The 17,447-nt window shown below is 36.5% G+C and carries 16 protein-coding genes and 4 pseudogenes; 7 read left to right on the top strand and 13 right to left on the bottom strand.

The window, feature by feature from the left end:
• Positions 1–104: 104 nt before the first annotated feature.
• The gene (locus ACVRWY_RS06470) at positions 105–428 is read right to left on the bottom strand and encodes a hypothetical protein (RefSeq protein WP_354369283.1); all 324 of its coding nucleotides are present in this window, start codon (positions 426–428) and stop codon (positions 105–107) included.
• Positions 429–554: 126 nt separating this feature from the next.
• On the opposite strand from ACVRWY_RS06470, the gene ACVRWY_RS06465 reads away from it, so the two are divergent.
• Positions 555–2,204, top strand: a complete 1,650-nt coding sequence (locus ACVRWY_RS06465) for an Rqc2 family fibronectin-binding protein (RefSeq protein WP_354369285.1) — start codon at positions 555–557, stop codon at positions 2,202–2,204.
• 15 nt (positions 2,205–2,219) lie between these two features.
• On the opposite strand, the gene budA is transcribed toward ACVRWY_RS06465, so the two are convergent.
• From budA to ACVRWY_RS06445, 4 genes are read right to left on the bottom strand one after another with little or no spacing between them, the layout of a single operon-like run.
• Positions 2,220–2,939 (bottom strand): acetolactate decarboxylase, encoded by a 720-nt coding sequence (gene budA / locus ACVRWY_RS06460; RefSeq protein WP_354369287.1) that lies wholly within the window; start codon positions 2,937–2,939, stop codon positions 2,220–2,222.
• A gap of 13 nt (positions 2,940–2,952) precedes the next feature.
• Positions 2,953–4,179: a tetratricopeptide repeat protein gene (locus tag ACVRWY_RS06455; protein WP_354369289.1), complete on the bottom strand. Its 1,227-nt coding sequence runs from the start codon at positions 4,177–4,179 to the stop codon at positions 2,953–2,955.
• Positions 4,169–5,344, bottom strand: a complete 1,176-nt coding sequence (locus ACVRWY_RS06450; RefSeq protein WP_354369291.1) for an AI-2E family transporter — start codon at positions 5,342–5,344, stop codon at positions 4,169–4,171. The genes ACVRWY_RS06455 and ACVRWY_RS06450 overlap by 11 nt, the downstream gene beginning before the upstream one ends.
• Positions 5,345–5,357: 13 nt before the next feature.
• A complete protein-coding gene (locus ACVRWY_RS06445) occupies positions 5,358–5,831 on the bottom strand; it encodes an NUDIX hydrolase (RefSeq protein ID WP_354369293.1) in 474 nt (157 codons plus the stop codon).
• Between the two features lie 132 nt (positions 5,832–5,963).
• On the opposite strand from ACVRWY_RS06445, the gene ACVRWY_RS06440 reads away from it, so the two are divergent.
• The 4 genes and pseudogenes from ACVRWY_RS06440 to ACVRWY_RS06425 form a co-directional block, all read left to right on the top strand.
• A complete protein-coding gene (locus tag ACVRWY_RS06440; protein WP_354369294.1) occupies positions 5,964–6,326 on the top strand; it encodes a hypothetical protein in 363 nt (120 codons plus the stop codon).
• 86 nt (positions 6,327–6,412) lie between these two features.
• Positions 6,413–6,604 (top strand): hypothetical protein, encoded by a 192-nt coding sequence (locus ACVRWY_RS06435; protein ID WP_354369296.1) that lies wholly within the window; start codon positions 6,413–6,415, stop codon positions 6,602–6,604.
• A 45-nt stretch (positions 6,605–6,649) separates the two neighbouring features.
• Positions 6,650–6,991, top strand: coding sequence for a hypothetical protein (locus ACVRWY_RS06430; protein ID WP_354369298.1), 342 nt, complete (start codon positions 6,650–6,652; stop codon positions 6,989–6,991).
• 143 nt (positions 6,992–7,134) lie between these two features.
• Positions 7,135–7,286 (top strand): annotated as a pseudogene (locus ACVRWY_RS06425) (ISL3 family transposase); the annotation flags it as partial.
• A gap of 236 nt (positions 7,287–7,522) precedes the next feature.
• Here the strand turns inward: ACVRWY_RS06425 and lplA are convergent.
• From lplA to ACVRWY_RS06385, 8 genes and pseudogenes are all read right to left on the bottom strand, one after another.
• Positions 7,523–8,512, bottom strand: coding sequence for a lipoate--protein ligase (lplA, locus tag ACVRWY_RS06420; protein ID WP_354369300.1), 990 nt, complete (start codon positions 8,510–8,512; stop codon positions 7,523–7,525).
• A gap of 175 nt (positions 8,513–8,687) precedes the next feature.
• Complete coding sequence (lpdA, locus tag ACVRWY_RS06415) at positions 8,688–10,442, bottom strand: dihydrolipoyl dehydrogenase (protein WP_354369302.1); 1,755 nt, start codon at positions 10,440–10,442, stop codon at positions 8,688–8,690.
• A 271-nt stretch (positions 10,443–10,713) separates the two neighbouring features.
• A complete protein-coding gene (locus ACVRWY_RS06410; RefSeq protein WP_354369304.1) occupies positions 10,714–12,096 on the bottom strand; it encodes a dihydrolipoamide acetyltransferase in 1,383 nt (460 codons plus the stop codon).
• A gap of 170 nt (positions 12,097–12,266) precedes the next feature.
• On the bottom strand, positions 12,267–13,265 hold the full coding sequence (locus tag ACVRWY_RS06405; RefSeq protein ID WP_354369306.1) for an alpha-ketoacid dehydrogenase subunit beta: 999 nt from the start codon (positions 13,263–13,265) through the stop codon (positions 12,267–12,269).
• 105 nt (positions 13,266–13,370) lie between these two features.
• Entirely contained in the window at positions 13,371–14,339 is a 969-nt protein-coding gene (locus ACVRWY_RS06400; RefSeq protein ID WP_354369308.1) for a thiamine pyrophosphate-dependent dehydrogenase E1 component subunit alpha, read from the bottom strand.
• Positions 14,340–14,842: 503 nt separating this feature from the next.
• A complete protein-coding gene (locus ACVRWY_RS06395; protein ID WP_354369309.1) occupies positions 14,843–15,337 on the bottom strand; it encodes a hypothetical protein in 495 nt (164 codons plus the stop codon).
• Positions 15,338–15,372: 35 nt separating this feature from the next.
• Entirely contained in the window at positions 15,373–15,687 is a 315-nt protein-coding gene (locus tag ACVRWY_RS06390; protein ID WP_354369311.1) for a hypothetical protein, read from the bottom strand.
• 388 nt (positions 15,688–16,075) lie between these two features.
• Positions 16,076–16,327: pseudogene (locus ACVRWY_RS06385) on the bottom strand (hypothetical protein); the annotation flags it as partial.
• Positions 16,328–16,448: 121 nt separating this feature from the next.
• Between ACVRWY_RS06385 and ACVRWY_RS06380 the strand changes: the two are divergent.
• A pseudogene (locus ACVRWY_RS06380) lies at positions 16,449–17,165 on the top strand (site-specific integrase); the annotation flags it as partial.
• A gap of 94 nt (positions 17,166–17,259) precedes the next feature.
• Positions 17,260–17,447 (top strand): annotated as a pseudogene (locus tag ACVRWY_RS06375) (hypothetical protein); the annotation flags it as partial.

The raw sequence follows: 17,447 nt of genomic DNA, 5'->3' as shown, positions 1-17,447 counted from the left end.
AGTAGGATTCCAAGTCTGTCTCTTGATCAATTAAGATACGATTTTGCATCTTACCATCTGCAAAATAGCCGATAGTCATCAGATTATCTTGTAAACCTAGCTCCTTATCCAAAGCTTGATTTTTTTTTAGTCATCACATTGATATAGATGGTACACTTAACTTTTAAGTTTGGATGATGCTCTAAAAAATGCGTGAGATGGTGAGCAACTTGAACATCACTAGGCCTATAAAAAATAATCACAAAATCTCTAGGATCACGATTGATGGTCGTCATATCCATATTTTCTTTGTAAATAACATTTTTTGCTTTTGGAAGAGCTAACATTTGAAACTCCTCTTCCCGAACACGTCTAGCTAAAACAGGAGCATAAATGAGAGTCAACAATAAAACAACTAGGCTTATTCTCCCTAAACGTTTTCTTTTCATTCATTCCCCCCTTGAATCGTATTTTACAAGAAAGTGATTAATTTTTCAAGTCATCTTGATTGCATCAATACGCTAATCTCAGAAATATGATATAATGAAAAGACTAATTTTTGAGAGGAGTTCTTTATGTCTTTTGACGGCTTTTTCTTACATCACATGACCAAAGAATTACAGGACCAACTTTTATTTGGTCGCATTCAAAAGGTGAATCAACCTTTTGAACGTGAGCTCGTTCTAGGAATCCGTAGTAATCGTAAAAATTATAAACTGCTCTTGTCTGCCCATCCTGTTTTTGGGCGTCTTCAACTAACTGAGAGCGACTTTGAAAACCCAAAATTTCCAAATACTTACACCATGTTGATGCGTAAATACCTTCAAGGTGCAACGATTGAAAGTATCGAACAAGTGGAAAATGATCGGGTCTTAGAGATGACTGTTTCCAATAAAAATGAAATTGGCGATCATATTAAGGTCACCCTAGTCATTGAAATCATGGGCAAACACTCTAATATTATTTTGATTGATAAAAACGAATCAAAGATTATTGAGTCTATCAAACACGTCGGTTTTTCTCAAAATACTTATCGTACGATTCTACCAGGAAGTACTTACATCGCCCCTCCAAAATCAACTGCCTTTAATCCCTTCACTATTGCTGATGACAAATTATTTGAAGTGCTACAAACTAATGAATTGACCCCTAAAAATCTCCAAACACTTTTTCAAGGTTTAGGACGTGATACCGCTACAGCTTTAAGCCAACAATTGACAAGTGATAGACTAAAACAGTTCCGCTCTTTCTTCTCCTCTCCCCTTAAGCCTAGTCTCACCCCAAACTCTTTTTCTGCCATTGATTTTGGAGATAGTATCCAAGCTTTTTCTGATCTCTCTACTCTTTTAGATTATTTTTATCAAGAAAAAGCTGAACGCGATCGTGTTTTACAACAGGCTTCTGACTTAATCCATCGCGTAACAAGTGAGTTGGATAAAAATAAGAAAAAACTGCATAAACAAGAGCAAGAGTTAAATGACACGGAAACAGCTGAACTCTTTCGACAAAAAGGTGAATTATTAACCACCTATCTCAGTCTTGTTCCAAACAATAAAGATAGTGTTGAATTGGACAATTATTACACGGGCGAAAAATTAATGATTACATTAGATAAAGCATTAACACCCAATCAAAATGCTCAGCGTTATTTTAAAAAATACCAAAAATTAAAAGAGGCTGTTAAGCATCTGACCTACTTGATCGATGACACCAAACAGACGATTACTTATCTTGAAAGTGTGGAGACTGCACTAAATCAAGCTAACTTATCTGAGATTGATGACATCCGACAAGAACTGATTGAAACTGGCTTTATCCGAAGACGTGCTCATGACAAGCGTCAAAAACGTCAGAAACCTGTACAGTATTTAGCTTCTGATGGAAAAACACTCATCTTAGTTGGAAAAAATAATCTTCAAAACGAGGAAATCAGCTTTAAATTAGCAAAAAAAGGGGAGCTATGGTTCCATGCTAAAGATCTTCCAGGAAGTCATGTTTTAATTAAAGATAACCTCAACCCTAGTGATGAGGTCAAAACTGATGCAGCTGAATTAGCAGCTTACTACTCTAAAGCGAGATTATCTAATCTTGTGCAAGTAGATATGATTGAGGCAAAAAAACTCAATAAACCAAGTGGAGCAAAACCAGGTTTTGTAACCTATACAGGACAAAAGACTCTCCGTGTGACGCCTACTGAGGATAAAATTAAATCGATGAAGTTTTAAACTTCATCGATTTTTTTACTCTGATTTACTAATATCCTCTTTTAACTCATCCATATTGAATTTTGCAAAAAGGTATTTTCGATCTTGTACGGGAAATCGTTGATCCAGTTGATCAACAGGACCAACTTCCACAATCCCCTCCTCAATAATAAAATCCATCACATGCCCACCAAAAGCGTGATCATCAGATAAAAAGTGAAGGTGGTAACCCGCTACGCTCACTCCATGAAACATCTCTGGTGTCCAAAATCCAACAATAGTTCCCGTGACCTCCTCAGCATGATGTTCAGGTTGTCCAACTGCAACTTCTGCAAACTTACGATCAGGAGCAGACTTTGGAATCATACGGACATGCATCTGTTTAAACTTACCATGAATCTTAATGGAACGAAAAAGATTATGACCATCATAATAGGACTCAATGCGCTCTTCTAATTCACGGTGGGTCATTTCAAAGCGTTGACGAAAAATCACTTCTGCTTGATGAGGGACCACAGCAGCATAAGGGACCTTTTCATCAGATGAAACCTCTACAACCTCTAATTTGCCATCTGTACTTTTAGCTTGATAAGCCTTTCCATCCAGGACAATTAATTCTCCATCAATTGAATCAAGCGTCCCAATCCCTAAATCACCATGCTCAAGCAACTCTCCAATGGTCAAAGAACCACCATATAGTCCTGCCATCAAAGCACCCAATGTATTATATTGAAATAACTTAATTGCCTCTGCCATACCCTAACCTTTCTTATATTTCAAAATAAGCTGCAACCTCACTATCATCTGGAACTAACTGTAAATAACGTTTAGCTATCTCTTTAGCTTTAACACGATAAGCAAATTCATACAATAAATAAGCATAATCTTTTAAAAACTCAGGATTAGTTCCAAGATCATCCTCTAATGCCTGATAGAGCTCAAAAGCTTCCTCTTCATTCTCCAAAGCTTGATGGGCTTTAGCGATATTCCAACGTGTCAAGACTTGATCTATCCCTTCTCGTTCTAAAGCAATCACATCTTCATAAGCTTCCCTTTCAAGATAAAGTGTCGATAGTCGTAAATCGATCTCTTCTTGGTCTTCTGCAATCTCTTTAGCTTGGAGAAGGTAGTGCTCTGCTGCTTTAGCATCATGGTTTTCATAAGATAATTGGGAAGCAAAAAGAAGAAGTTGATTGTCAAAGCTATTTTTAGCTAAACCTTGTTGAAGTACTCGTAAAGCATCTTGAAGCTTGTGTTCGGCATGAAGTGCTTTAGCATAAGCCAACTCATAACCTTCAAAATCAGGATTTATAGTATCCAACTGTTTAAAGTAAATTTCTGATTTTTGACTCTCACCTTGATCTAATAAAATCAAAGCAAGTTCATAAACTGTCTGGTCATCGTATTCAATCTCGACAGCTTTTTCTAAAAACTCAATTGCTGCCTCAAATTTTCCTAGACTCGCATAAGCTAAACCAATACGTTGATAGGTTGAAATACCTGTTTCTTCTAAGATAGAGCGATTGTCTAAACTAGCATAAAACGAAATAGCAGTTTGATAGTTCCCTAATTCCAACTCCATTTCAGCCAAACCTAAATAGATAAGCGGCTCCTGACTAAATTCACTAGCTAAGAGTAACTTGTCACGCGCCACATCTGTTAACCCTTCCATCTGATACAGATCAGCCATCACTAAGAGGGATTCTAAGTAAGCCTCATCACCTTCTTTTATGGTATCTAGATAAAGAAAGGCTTCTTCAATCTGTCCATCTTCTGCTGCAATTTGAGCTAAACTGAGGGCAAGCTCTGGATAGTCTCCGATTAATTGCTCATAGATCAGTTTGGCTTGTGGAAAAAAACCAATTGATTCTAGATATTCTCCTAATGATAAAAGTGTTTCTTGATCATCTTCTTTTAAGGCACGGTTGAAATACTTTTCAGCATGCTCTAAATCTTGAGCCTGAATAGAGGCTACCATTTTTTCACTATTTGTCATTTCCTTCTCCTACTTCCTCAATATCTTCAACATATAATCCTGAGACAGCTTTATACCAAGTAAAAATTTCACTTAAAATCACTTTTACAGAAGCATAGATAGGAATAGCTAAAAACACTCCCCAGACACCAAACATAGAGCCTGCTGTTAGTAAAACAAATAATATCGTAATGGGATGAATATTTAACTTGCTACCAATGACAAGTGGGGTGACAAAACGCCCTTCAATTGTCTGTTCAATTATAAAAACAACCGCAACCTTAATCACCATAATAGGACCAGCTACCATAGCCAAAATAAAAGCTGGAATCATCGCCAAAAAACTTCCTAAATAAGGCACCATGTTTAAAATACCTGCAATGATAGCCAGCGTTGTAGCATAGCGAAGTTGAATGATTGAAAACATAATAGAAAACAAAATAGCTACTACAATAGCAACTGTCACCTGCCCTTGAACATAACTTGATAATTGTGCATTTATGTTTGATAAAACACGCAGACTAGGTTGACGTATCTTTGTTGGTAAGAATTCAATAAATCGTTCTTTAAACTTGCCACTATCTCTCAATAAATAAAAGAGAATAAAAGGTGAAATCATAATAGCCACTGCTACTCGTGTCACCAAGGAGGCAACATTACCAACCCAGTTAACTGCAGACTTTGAAAAAGTCTCTGCATAGTCTGCTGCCTTGCTACTAAAGTTATTTACCATATTTTCAAGCTGAGGGCGAATGGCATTAAACTGATTATTTTTTAAAAGCAGGTTGACCTGTTTTTCTCCCTCCTTCAAGTAAGATGGAAGATTATCAGCAAAAGTTAAAATCTGATCAACCAAGCTGGGAACTGCTACAGCAACTCCCCATATCAATAGCCCTGATAAAACAATAAAAACGAGTGTAATAGCCACTATCCGACTAGCGCCAGCTTTTTCCAACAAATCAACAATGGGTTTTAATAGATAGTAAAGTAGAGCTGAAATCACAACAGGAAGCATAATCACAGCTAAAAATGATAAGACAGGAGTAAATAAAAAACTGATTTTCGTTAAAACAAAAATATTCAAAAACACAAGTAAGGATACCATCAACACTGTTACAGCTTGATTATTTAAAAACCACTTGAAAAACCAGCTAAGGGTAAATTTTTTATCCTCTTGAGAAAACATATCTTACGCCTCATTACCTTTCATAAAATTGAACCTGGCGGTCAACTAATTTTTGATGAGCATCATAAACAAACTTGGCAGAAAAGAAGGGAGCATCTTCTAAAATCCATTTAAAAATCTCATAATCCCCTTCCCAAGTAGGCTTACTTAAAACCTGATCATACGGTACCCACTCTAATGTTCCTTCAACACAATCAATGAGTTGCCCTTCAAATTCAGTTATCTTAAAAACATAAGTGTACCAATCCTCATTTGGAGTGAAATCAGGGAAAGTGATCATCCCTTTAAAGTCCATTTTTTTGGCAACCAGTCCTGTCTCTTCCAAAATTTCTCTTCTGGCACACTCATCAGGAGTCTCTCCTACTTCCAGTTTACCACCTACACTAATCCACTTTCCTTCATGAACATCGTTTGGCTTTTTATTACGGTACATGAGTAATAGCTCACGCCCATTATCAATATAACAAATCGTTGCTTGCTTAGTCATCTTTCTCCTCATTTCTATGCTACTAATTATATCAAATTTAGGACTATTCTTGGGCATAAAGTGATTATTTTAAAGCCACTTACATTCTAACAAAAATATGATATAATTTTACAAAAAGAAAGGAAAAAGATTTTGAGAAACCTTACCTATCTCACACAAACACCTGATCATTTCTCGCTTTATATTAATCATACAGATGGCAAACTCGAGACACGACAAAAAGAGCAACTCGTGGATTCTCTCTCATTTTATAAGCCTGATGCAAACTTGCTCATAGCTTTTCACCCTAGTCAAAAAATTGCCTATAGCTATAATCATTCTGATGGGACACTAGACCTTTTTTATTATGACGGCGAAGGATCATTTGAGCATTGGTATCAAGAAAAAATCCCAAAACTGATGAATCCCAAACTCGAACTCCTCAACAATGGAAAAATCTTAAAACTTAGTGAAGATTGTAGCCTAAATCTTTTATCTGATGGATCCATCAAATAATTTTTAGTCTAATTAATTGAATAATTAAATATAATATGGTTTAATAGTGTTGAGCTAAATGCTTAATTTTTTTAGAGGTGATATAAATGAACCCAATGGACTTATTTAATGAAGTTAAAGACATGATTGCAAACAAAGACTTCTCAGCTGCACAAGATTTTATCAATGAAAACAAGGATCAGCTTGGTGAATATTTTGAACAAGCAAAAGGTCTTCTTGATGGTGCGCAAGGTGCTGATGGTATCCTTGACAAAGTTAAAGGACTTTTCGGCAAATAAAAAGCTGGTCTAACGACCAGTTTTTTATTTTATAGAGGAGCCATCATGCAAACTATTATTCAATATCGAAGTTTATTTTTTCTTGCTCTTATCCTTGCCATCTTTATTGTTCGCAGCTACTGGGCTAGAAAGCACCCAAAAGTAAACTCCCCCAAAAACACTATGACTTGTCCTAAGTGTCACTCTAAAAATCTGACCATCGAAAATCCTAAGCGAAAACAGTTTTCCGCTCAAGCTGCCTTGATTGGTAATGCTATTAACGGACGTGAGGGAGCCATGTATGCTATGTTATATGAAGCAGACAAAATCTATTATCGATGCCGTTTTTGCGGTCACCGCTTCACCTATAAAAAACGCTACATCGGTAAAAGTAAAGAAAAACTCTAAAATCCTTATTACTAAATAATGATAACGAAGTCACCTTTTATGACTCCTAACAAAATAAGACTCTATAGTTTCTGTAGTGGGTAAACCCACCATAGAGACTATGGAGTCTTTTTGAGTTTAAAAAAGCCCCATATGACCTATTTTTTAAAATAGATTGGAAAACATTGCCAAAGGTAACAAGGTGGGATAAGTGTGCTTTCAGGAAAGGCAAAATGAACTTTATCGCTCAAGATTTCAACTCCCTGAATAGCATTGAAAACAGGCGACTATCCAAAATCAATTTCTATTTCATCCTGAAAGTAGGTCAAAGTTATTAAGAGAAATGCCTCTGGTTTTAGGAACTTTTAAAACTTTAAAAAGCAGTTATTAAATACCCTAAACATAAAAAAGAGAGAACACATTTCATTCTCTCTTGGAGTTAGATTTTCGTCCACCAAAGTCAAAATAACTGCTTATAAAGAACACTGCCATTATCTTGTTCTTTGATAAGTGGTTATTTTAAATATTGAGCATTAAATCATATACTATCAATTAAGCAACAATAGCTTTGGCAACTTCTTCAACTGTCATGCGTGAGAAGTATTCTGTTGTATCAATTGTTTTTAAGGTCTCTAAAATATCTTGATACTCATAACGAACACCAACAAGAAGATCTTCAATATCTTTCACATCCTTGATACCAAAGAAATCCCCATAAATCTTAATCGATTTAATCACCGATTTATCAACATTTGCATAAATAGTTACTTTACCTGCTGGATAGCGGACACTACGAGAGATGGTGTACTCTGGTGCCGCACCATAAGTCCACTCCCATGTCCCAAACTGTTCATCGGCAGATTTTTGAATCTTAGCCAACTCATCTTCTGATAGAACATATTCTGTCATGTCAGGATAATGCTCTTTCATTTTTTCTAAGATTTTATCAGAAAATTCGTGAACTGTAATTTTTTCTGGTAACTCACTTAAAATATTCGTCACCCGTGCACGAACAGATTTGACACCTTTAGACTCAATTTTATCCTTGCTCACTTTTAAGGCATTTCCTAAAACGGTCATATCAACATCAAATAGCAAACAACCGTGGTGCATCATGCGACCATTAGAGTAAGCCTGGGCATTTCCACAAAATTTCTTCCCGTCAATTTCAAGATCATTTCGACCAGTAAATTCAGCAGTGACCCCTAAATCTGCTAAAGTTTCAATAACAGGTTGAGAAAAGGTTTTAAAATCAAAAGCTCCCTCATCAGCTTTATTGGAAATAATGGTATAGTTCAAATTATTTAGATCATGATAAACAGCGCCACCACCTGATAGGCGACGAACAACATGGATACCATGCTCATCTATATATTCCTTATTAATTTCCTCAATAGTATTTTGATGCTTCCCAATAATGATAGCAGGTTCATTTATCCAAAGAATGAAAATCTCATCCTCATCACGCAACTCTTTAAAAGCATAAGCTTCAAGAGCAATGTTGTAAGCAGGATTATTACTCTTATTGACAATATATTTCATTTCTAGTCTCCTATAAAAAAGATACTTCTATTTTAATGCAAACGGTATCAAAACACAAGTATTGAGATTACAAAAGCATCAGATGGCCTAGGATCTCTAATAATCAAAAAGGTATAGCTCCGACAAAACTTGAGAACTATACCTTCTTATTTTTTATAAACTTTAATTAAGATGATTATTTACGTTTTGGAGGGTTGTGGATGGCTACGCCTAAAACATCTAAAAAGGCTTCATACATGACCTCTGAGAAGGTAGGATGCCCATGAATAGAGGCTACAACATCATCAACTGTCAATTCTGATTCCATAATAGTTGCCGCTTCGTTAATCATTTCCGCAGCAACAGGTCCAATAATATGAACACCTAAAATCTCGTGGTATTTACTATCTGCAATCACTTTAACAAAACCATGTGCCTCATTAGAAGCAATCGCACGACCATTACCTGCAAATGAACAACGTCCAATCAAAATGTCATTGCCATATTGTTCACGTGCCTGATCTTCTGTCAGACCAACCATAGCAATCTCTGGATGAGTATAAACAGCAGCTGGCGTGTAGTCCAACTTGGCTTTATGATGATTACCACGCATAGCATTTTCTGCTGCCACCTCACCCATACGATAAGCTGCGTGAGCTAGCATTTTTGTACCGTTAACATCACCTGGAGCATAGATCCCTGGAATAGAAGTTTCTTGATAAGCATTTACCTTAATACGACCACGATCAAGTTCAAGGTTAAGATTTTCAAGTCCAGCTAATTGTGGGACACGTCCGATTGACAATAAGGCGTTCTCAGAGATGATTTCTGAACCATCATTAAGTTTAATGGTAAGCTGATTATTAGCTTCAATAATTTCTTCCACACCAACAGAGGTTAGGAATTTCATTCCTTTTTTAGATAGCACTTTTTGAAGTTCTACAGAAACTTCACGGTCCATACCAGGAATGATACGATCTGCCATCTCTACAACAGTGACTTCTGTACCGTAGGAAGCATAAACCAAGCCAAGTTCCACACCGACAACACCACCACCCATAACAGTGAGTGATTTTGGAATTTCTCGAAGATCAAGGATATCATCAGAAGTTAAAACCAGTTTAGAATCAATACCTGGAATATTGATACGTGATACCTTAGATCCTGTAGCAAGGATAATATTTCGTCCCTTAATCGTATCACCACCAATGGTTACCGTCTTATCTGGGTTGACTTGACCTAGACCATTAAAGATGGTTACTTTATTGGCTTTCAAGAGACCTTGAACACCACCAGTAAGCGTTTTGACAACTTGATTTTTAAAATCAACTGTTTTGTCCATATCAATGGTGTAATTGGTTGAGGCTAAGTTAATCCCTCGCCCAGCAGCTATCTTAAGACCATCTAGGATTTCTGCATTTTTAAGATAAGTCTTAGTTGGGATACAACCCTTGTTTAAACAAGTTCCACCAAACTCTGATTTTTCAACAATGGCAATCTTACCACCTAATTGTGCACCACGAATCGCTGCATAATAACCCGCAGGACCTCCACCGACAACAATAATATCGTATTCATTTTCAGCTAGTGCAACTTTTGGTGCTTCTTCTGCCACCGATGCTGGAGCAGTTGGAACCTCTAAACCTGCTGCTTTCAAATCAGCAGTTGCTTGAGCTACCTCTGGTGTTGTAGCTGCATCTTCTACTACCTCACCTGCAGCACCGATATAACCGATAACTTCCGTTACTGGAACTGTTTCACCATTACCACGCACAATTTTCACCAAGACACCTGAATCCTCAGCTTCAAGTTCCATATTGGTTTTATCAGACATGATTTCAAGAAGAATATCCCCCTCTTTGACCTCATCTCCTTCTTGCTTTTTCCATTCAATAATTTCACCCTCTTGCATGTCCACGCCAAGTTTGGGCATAATAATTTCAATTGCCATAATTATGATACAAAGAACGTTAAAATGCGGTAGAATTTTCGATAAGTCAGAAATCTTTGATCTCGTAGATCATCCACGTCAAGACAATTAAAACTTTCAAAGACTGTCGTCAAGGAAAGCTCAGACGTCTGCAACACAGAGAGCCCTATATCTTACCATTATCATCCTAGCATTTAGTTCGTGTTACAATATCACGAACTCGTCCTACATCCTTTCTTTATTTTCTATTCAGAAACGTCTATTCTTTTATTTTTGATCAATGAAAACCTTATCAGATTAATAGTTCCAATGGATTTTCAAGCAAGTTTTTCAAGTCAACCATAAACTTAGCTCCATTCATCCCATCAACGATACGATGGTCAATGGTTAAGCACATCGCCATAATCGGACGCACAACGACTTCACCATCTACTACAACAGGTGTTGGAACCGTTGCAGCAACTCCTAAAATGGCTGAGTTCGGCTGATTGATAATCGGGTTAAACGATTTCGTACCAAACATTCCCAGATTGGTAATAGAGAAGGTTGAACCTGACATTTCTGCTGCTTTTAACTTACCAGTCTGTGCTTTTTTGATGACATCTTTTGATGCCACAACAAATTCTGATAGAGTCATCTTATCCGCACCATGTACAACTGGAACAACTAAACCTTCATCTAGACCAACGGCAATACCAATATTCACAAATTGGTGTAACTCAATTTCAGTAGCATCATTGATTAAAGAAGCATTTAAATAACGGTGCTCTTCTTTCATTAGTGTTCGTGTTACAGCTAAACCTATTAAATCAGTAAAAGTCACTTTTAAACCTGTTTTATTCATAATAGGCTCGAGTACCTGCTTACGAAGAGCCATCAGATTCGTCATATCAATATCATAGTTAAGGGTAAAGGTTGGCGCCGTCAAGTATGAATGTACCATACCTTTTGAAATAGCCTTACGCATCGGACTCATCTTGATAATTTCTACACCCTCTGGCAATTCTTTGACAGACTCTTCTTTAGCCACAACAGCCTCAACTACTTTTTCTTCGACGTTAGCTGGTTCAATCAGCGCAAGAACATCTTCTTTTAGGATTTTTCCGTTAACACCTGTTCCTGTCACTGTTGACAAATCAATTCCCTTATCTGCTGCAATACGAGCAGCAAGTGGTGTGGCTTTAGGAGCGGCTCCTTTAAAATCTTCAACGTCAGATTTATGAACACGGCCTTTAGGTCCTGTTCCTGGTACAAGGCCTAAATCAATATTCAATTCATTAGCTAGTTTCCGAGCAGCTGGAGTTGCTCTAACTTTACCAGCACCTTGGGCTTTTGCGACAAGTGGTGTCACAACAACAGGAGCTCGTCCAGCTGGAACTTCTTCAATCGCAACGGCAGGACTAACTTCAGCAGTAGGAGTATCCCCAACTACTTCACCAGCCTCACCAATATAGCCAATCACTTCCGTTACTGGAACTGTTTCACCATCACCACGAACAATTTTGACAAGAACTCCTGTGTCCTCGGCTTCCAGTTCCATATTGGTTTTATCAGACATGATTTCAAGAAGAATTTCACCTTCTTTGACCTCATCTCCTTCTTTTTTCTTCCACTCGATGATTTCACCCTCTTGCATGTCCACACCGAGTTTAGGCATAATAATTTCTATTGCCATAATTATGATACATAAGACCTCTCTTTCCAGCCTGACTAATTACTGAAAGACTGTAATGAGATGCCCCACTCCCCTTCCTTTATTTTTATGCTACACAGCTTACAAAATATCTTTTATTAATCTGATCAGATAATAACAGACAAAGGGCTGATGCCCTCATCTTCATTATCTTAATTTCCTTTATTGACCATCTTGTAGATTGCAGTCTTAATCTTTTCAACATCTGGGAGCATTGCTTGCTCAAGGACACGTGCATACGGAACAGGAACATCTTCACTAGCTAAACGGACAATAGGATGATCAAGGTAATCAAACGCTTCACTTTCTGTGACCATTGTTGCGATTTCTCCAATAAAGCCACCTGTTTTATAGGCATCGTTAACAAGCATCAACTTTCCTGTCTTTTTAACAGAATCAATAATTAATTCCTTGTCTAATGGGATAAGTGTACGTGGGTCAACAACTTCTACGTTGATGCCATCTACAGCTACTTCCTCAGCAGCTTTTAAAACACGCTCTAGCATACGGCCGTAGGAAACAATCGTTAAATCAGTTCCCTCACGCTTAATCTCACCTTTTCCAAGTGGAATATAAAAATCAGGATCTTGAGTAACCTCTTCTTTTTTGCCGTAAAGTGCTTTTGGCTCCATAAAAATCACAATGTTATTGTCTTGAATAGATGATTTTAACAACCCTTTTGCATCATTAGCATTTCCAGGAGCTACCACCTTAATCCCTGGAATGTGCGTTAGCCATGCTTCCAAGGACTGAGAATGTTGTGCTGCCGATCCAATACCTGATCCAGATGCCACACGATAAGTTACAGGTGTCTTCAACCCACCACCGAACATGTAGTTATTTTTAGCACCATTGTTCACAATAGCATCTAATGCAATAGTAATAAAGTCCATGAAGGTCAAATCAATAATAGGACGCAATCCTGTAATAGCCGCACCAACGGCAGCTCCTGCAATTGCTGCTTCAGAAATTGGAGTATCACGCACACGTTTTTCACCAAATTCTGCTAACATTCCTACTGAGGTTCCAAAGTCACCACCATAAACACCGACATCTTCTCCCATTAAGAAAATATCTTCATCCTTACGCATTTCCTCGCTCATGGCAAGGTTAATTGCTTCACGCAAAGCCATTACTTTTGTTTCAGCCATATTTTTATTACCAAAACCGATTAGAGAGTTGAAGACAAAATCCTCAGCTTTCCATTCGGTTCAATTCCTTTCCTCTTACCAATAAATAGTATCTTTTTATGATGTTTAATCTACCCAGATATCTTCATAGGCTACCGCTAAATCTGGATCTGGACTGTTTACCGCAAACTCATAGGCATCATCCACTTCTTTAACCACCTGTGCATCAATCGCATCAAGTTCCTCATGAGTTGAGATCTCGTTTTCAACCAAGTAGTTGCGATATTTAATTAGTGGGTCTTTTTTCTTCCACTCATCCACTTCTTCTTTCGTACGATAAACACCTGCATCAGCAGTTGAATGACCAAACCAACGATAAGAAATCACTTCAACAATAGCTGGTCCATTACCACCACGAACATGCTCAACAGCTTTTTCCATGGTTTCATATACAGCTAATACATCATTTCCATCCTCAACATAAAATCCAGGAATGCCATAAGCTTCTGCCCGAGTGTAAAGGTGAGGTGTATTGGTAGCATTTTTGATGTCCATCGAAATACCGTAGCCATTATTAATGATGAAAAAGATCACTGGTAATTTCCAAGTTGCTGCCATATTAACAGACTCATGGAATGACCCTTCATTAGTTGCACCATCACCAGAAAAGGCTACTGCGATATTATTTGTTCCTTTATATTGTTGAGTTAAGGCTGCACCAACTGCCATCGCATAGCCCCCACCAACAATACCATTGGTTCCATAATTCCCTTTTTCAAAGTCTGCCAAGTGCATAGAACCCCCGCGTCCTTTAGACACACCTGTAACTTTACCAGCCAATTCAGCCATCATGGCATTTAAGTCCATATCTTGAGCAATAGATTGACCATGTCCACGGTGGTTAGAGAAAAAGATGTCATCATAAGTTAAGTGTTGAACAGCTCCAACGTTAGCAGCTTCCTCACCAACTGAAAAATGGGTCATCCCTTGAACAAAACCTCGACGGACTAATTTATTGATGCGCATATCGAATTCACGAATCCGTTGCATTTTCAAATACATCTCTAAATGTGTTTCTTTTGTTAACGTTTTCATTTTTCGCCTCCGAAATCATTTTACTCCTCTATGATATTGTAAAATTTCACAAAGTGCAAATAATTGAACCGCTTTCTTTACTTTAAATTAACCTTTTATCCGAGAAAAAACTTTGTGAAAAAATATACTTTTTAAGTACCACTACTGATCAAATCAGAAGCCTTCTAGCATCCCACTTTATTTTTAAATCATTTTATACGAGGAAAACTGGGCGAAATCAAAAATAAAAAAGCACCTAGAACATAGTTCTAGAGTGCTTTTCTCCTTGGGCTTTTGCCCATTTAACTCAATAAGAGATTATTTTTTCAAGTTATGAAACTGTCAAATAGTTCAAGAAAATACGCTAAATTATTAACCCACTTTTTACCTTTTTAATTCTAAAACGTAAAATACAAATAATTACAACATACTAGAGGGGGAATAAAAAAGGTATTAAATTGATGAGTTCAACAGGCAAGAAAAAGACACCTCTCAAGGTGTCTTTTAATAATTTTAAAAGACATTCAGGCGTAACAAACCCCTGAATCTAACTTATCAATATCAGTAATCACAGTTGCTTTTCTATTTTCTTCAAAAATTTCCTTTTTAATTCTCTCTTCTTTAAATACTTTATGCTCTGATTTTTTCATTTCTACAATCAAATCACATGTTACAAAATACCACCCCAGAATTAGCTTCTCACGATCACTTCCAGATTCAACAATCTTTTTCATGTCCTTTTTTAAAGGAATTAATTCTTTATTTGGTACTTTTTGTATTGAATTAAGGTCTGAAAAAATTCTCCTAAATTCTTTCCCCTCAAACGTTTTAACTACTCCATAAAATACTGGATATTTCTCTTGAAAATCATTTTCTAAAGCTAGTGAGGTGGAAAGTACATCTTCATGAACTAGGTAGAGTGCCTCATTTCTAAACTCTATATTTTTATAAAAGTCATATACAAAAGCTAGTAAAAGTATGAGAGAAGATATTATAAAAGTCAACATTTCATAATTCATGATATTCACCCAATTTCTTATATTCTATGTTTTCCTCAATGATTTATTTTATTTCTTAAATTTGTATTATCTGTCATCAATTGGTTAATATTATTTCTTAAATTTGTATTATCTGTCATTAATTGGTCAATATGGTCTCTTAAATCTTTATTGCCCCCTTGTAAAGATTCCATTGATATCTTCGTAGTTTTCCTAATATGAGCAGTAGAAATCAAATAAAGCATTACTGACGACAAAAGGAAAATTAAAAAAACTCCTATAGGAACTTGGTACGACAAATAGCCTTTTAACGGCTCCAACCATGAAACATCCATAAATAAATATATAAAATACCTTTCTATATCAAACATCCTACTCAGTAATATTCAGTCTCATATTTATTTTTTAATGACAACCCCATCAACATTAATCTATTCTATCTAAACTTTTCAAATAGCGTTTAAATTAGAAAATCAAATGCTATATCTAAAAAATATACTTTTCTACAGTCACCATCCCATATAACACTAATATTATATAGACAATCTAAATGTATCTTATTCAATAATTTTTGTCAACATATAAGCAAAAACTTTAATATTATATCCATAAATCCCTCTTATGTCAACAGAAAAAAATAGCACCTTATTTCTTAGATACTAGCACAATAGCTCGGATTCGAACCGGAATCTCCTCCATCAAGGTGTAATCCCTATATACTACTCCTTGTGCTTAAAACTATTATATCACACAATTCAGCTAGACGTCTACCATTTCATGATATACCCCCATATTAGGCAAAGGTACAATGCTAAAATACAAATCAGAATAGGTATCAAACCACTTATTCAACTTCTCATAAGCCGGCGATTGGCTAATAAAGAATATACGCTGACAAGCTCCGATAACATTCATGTGATTATGCACATAAACCTATTTTACAGCCTCTAAAATATCAGTTTCGCTTGTTTGTACCCTAATATCTGTTATCTGCTTGACAGTAGCGTATTTTTAAATACCTAACAAAACCACGTGTCTTGCCTGCTGATGGAAAGAAAGATACAAATACATGAATATCAAAGATAAAATCAAAAAGAATGATCAAAAAATTTACTATGCAAGTGTCTATCTAATTTTAAAATACGCTGTCGCAATGCAACTAATACAATACAACCCAGCTAATGATGTTATTGTGCCACGTAAGCGACAAAAAGAAAAAGCTGGTGTAAAATACCTGGACAACAAATAACTAAAACAATTTCTTAATTATCTCGATACCTCAGACCAATCAAACTATGAAAATCTATTTGATATTGTCCTATACAAGACTTTATTAGCTACTAGTTGCCGTATCGATGTGGCTTTAGATCTTGAATGGTCTGATATTGACCTAGACAATGGTATTATCAGCATCAACAAGACACTCAACCGATACCAAGAAATAAACTCGCCTAAATCAAGCGCTGGTTATCGTGATATATCAATAGACAATGCTACCTTACTCATGCTTAAGCAATACAAAAACCACCAACAAGTCCAATCATGACAACTAGGGCGGTCTGAAACAGTTGTATTCTCTGTATTTACAGAAAAGTATGCTTATACTTATAATTTAAGACAACGCCTAAATAAGCATTTTAAGGCTGCTGGCATGACTAATGTATCATTCCATGGTTTCCATCATACACATACAACAATGATGCTCTACGCTCAAGCTAGCCCCGAAGATCTACAACACAGACTAGGACAGTCTAACTTGATGATGACTGAAAATGTTTATTGGCACACTAACCAAGAAAACGCAAAAAAAGCTATCTCAAATTATGAAGCAGCGATCAATAGTTTATAAGAGTTGCCCCATTTTGGTGGCTCTATAATTTCTGTAGTGGGTAAACCCACCTGGAAATTATGGAGTTTTTTTGAGTGTAGAAAAAAAGTCCCATATGACCTATAATGAAAAGCGTTCAAACAACTCATTAGAAAGGATTCATACGGAACAACTTTATCATACCACAGAACTTATCGGAATCAAAGATAAAAACATTAAAATTCTATTCGTTTTGAAACATCAAACCCATCTAGAGATCAGGGCAAAGCTAGATTACGACAGTCCTAGCTGTCCTCATTGCCA

This window comes from Streptococcus porcorum (assembly GCF_053203725.1).
This window is presented reverse-complemented; position numbering and strand designations above follow the sequence as displayed.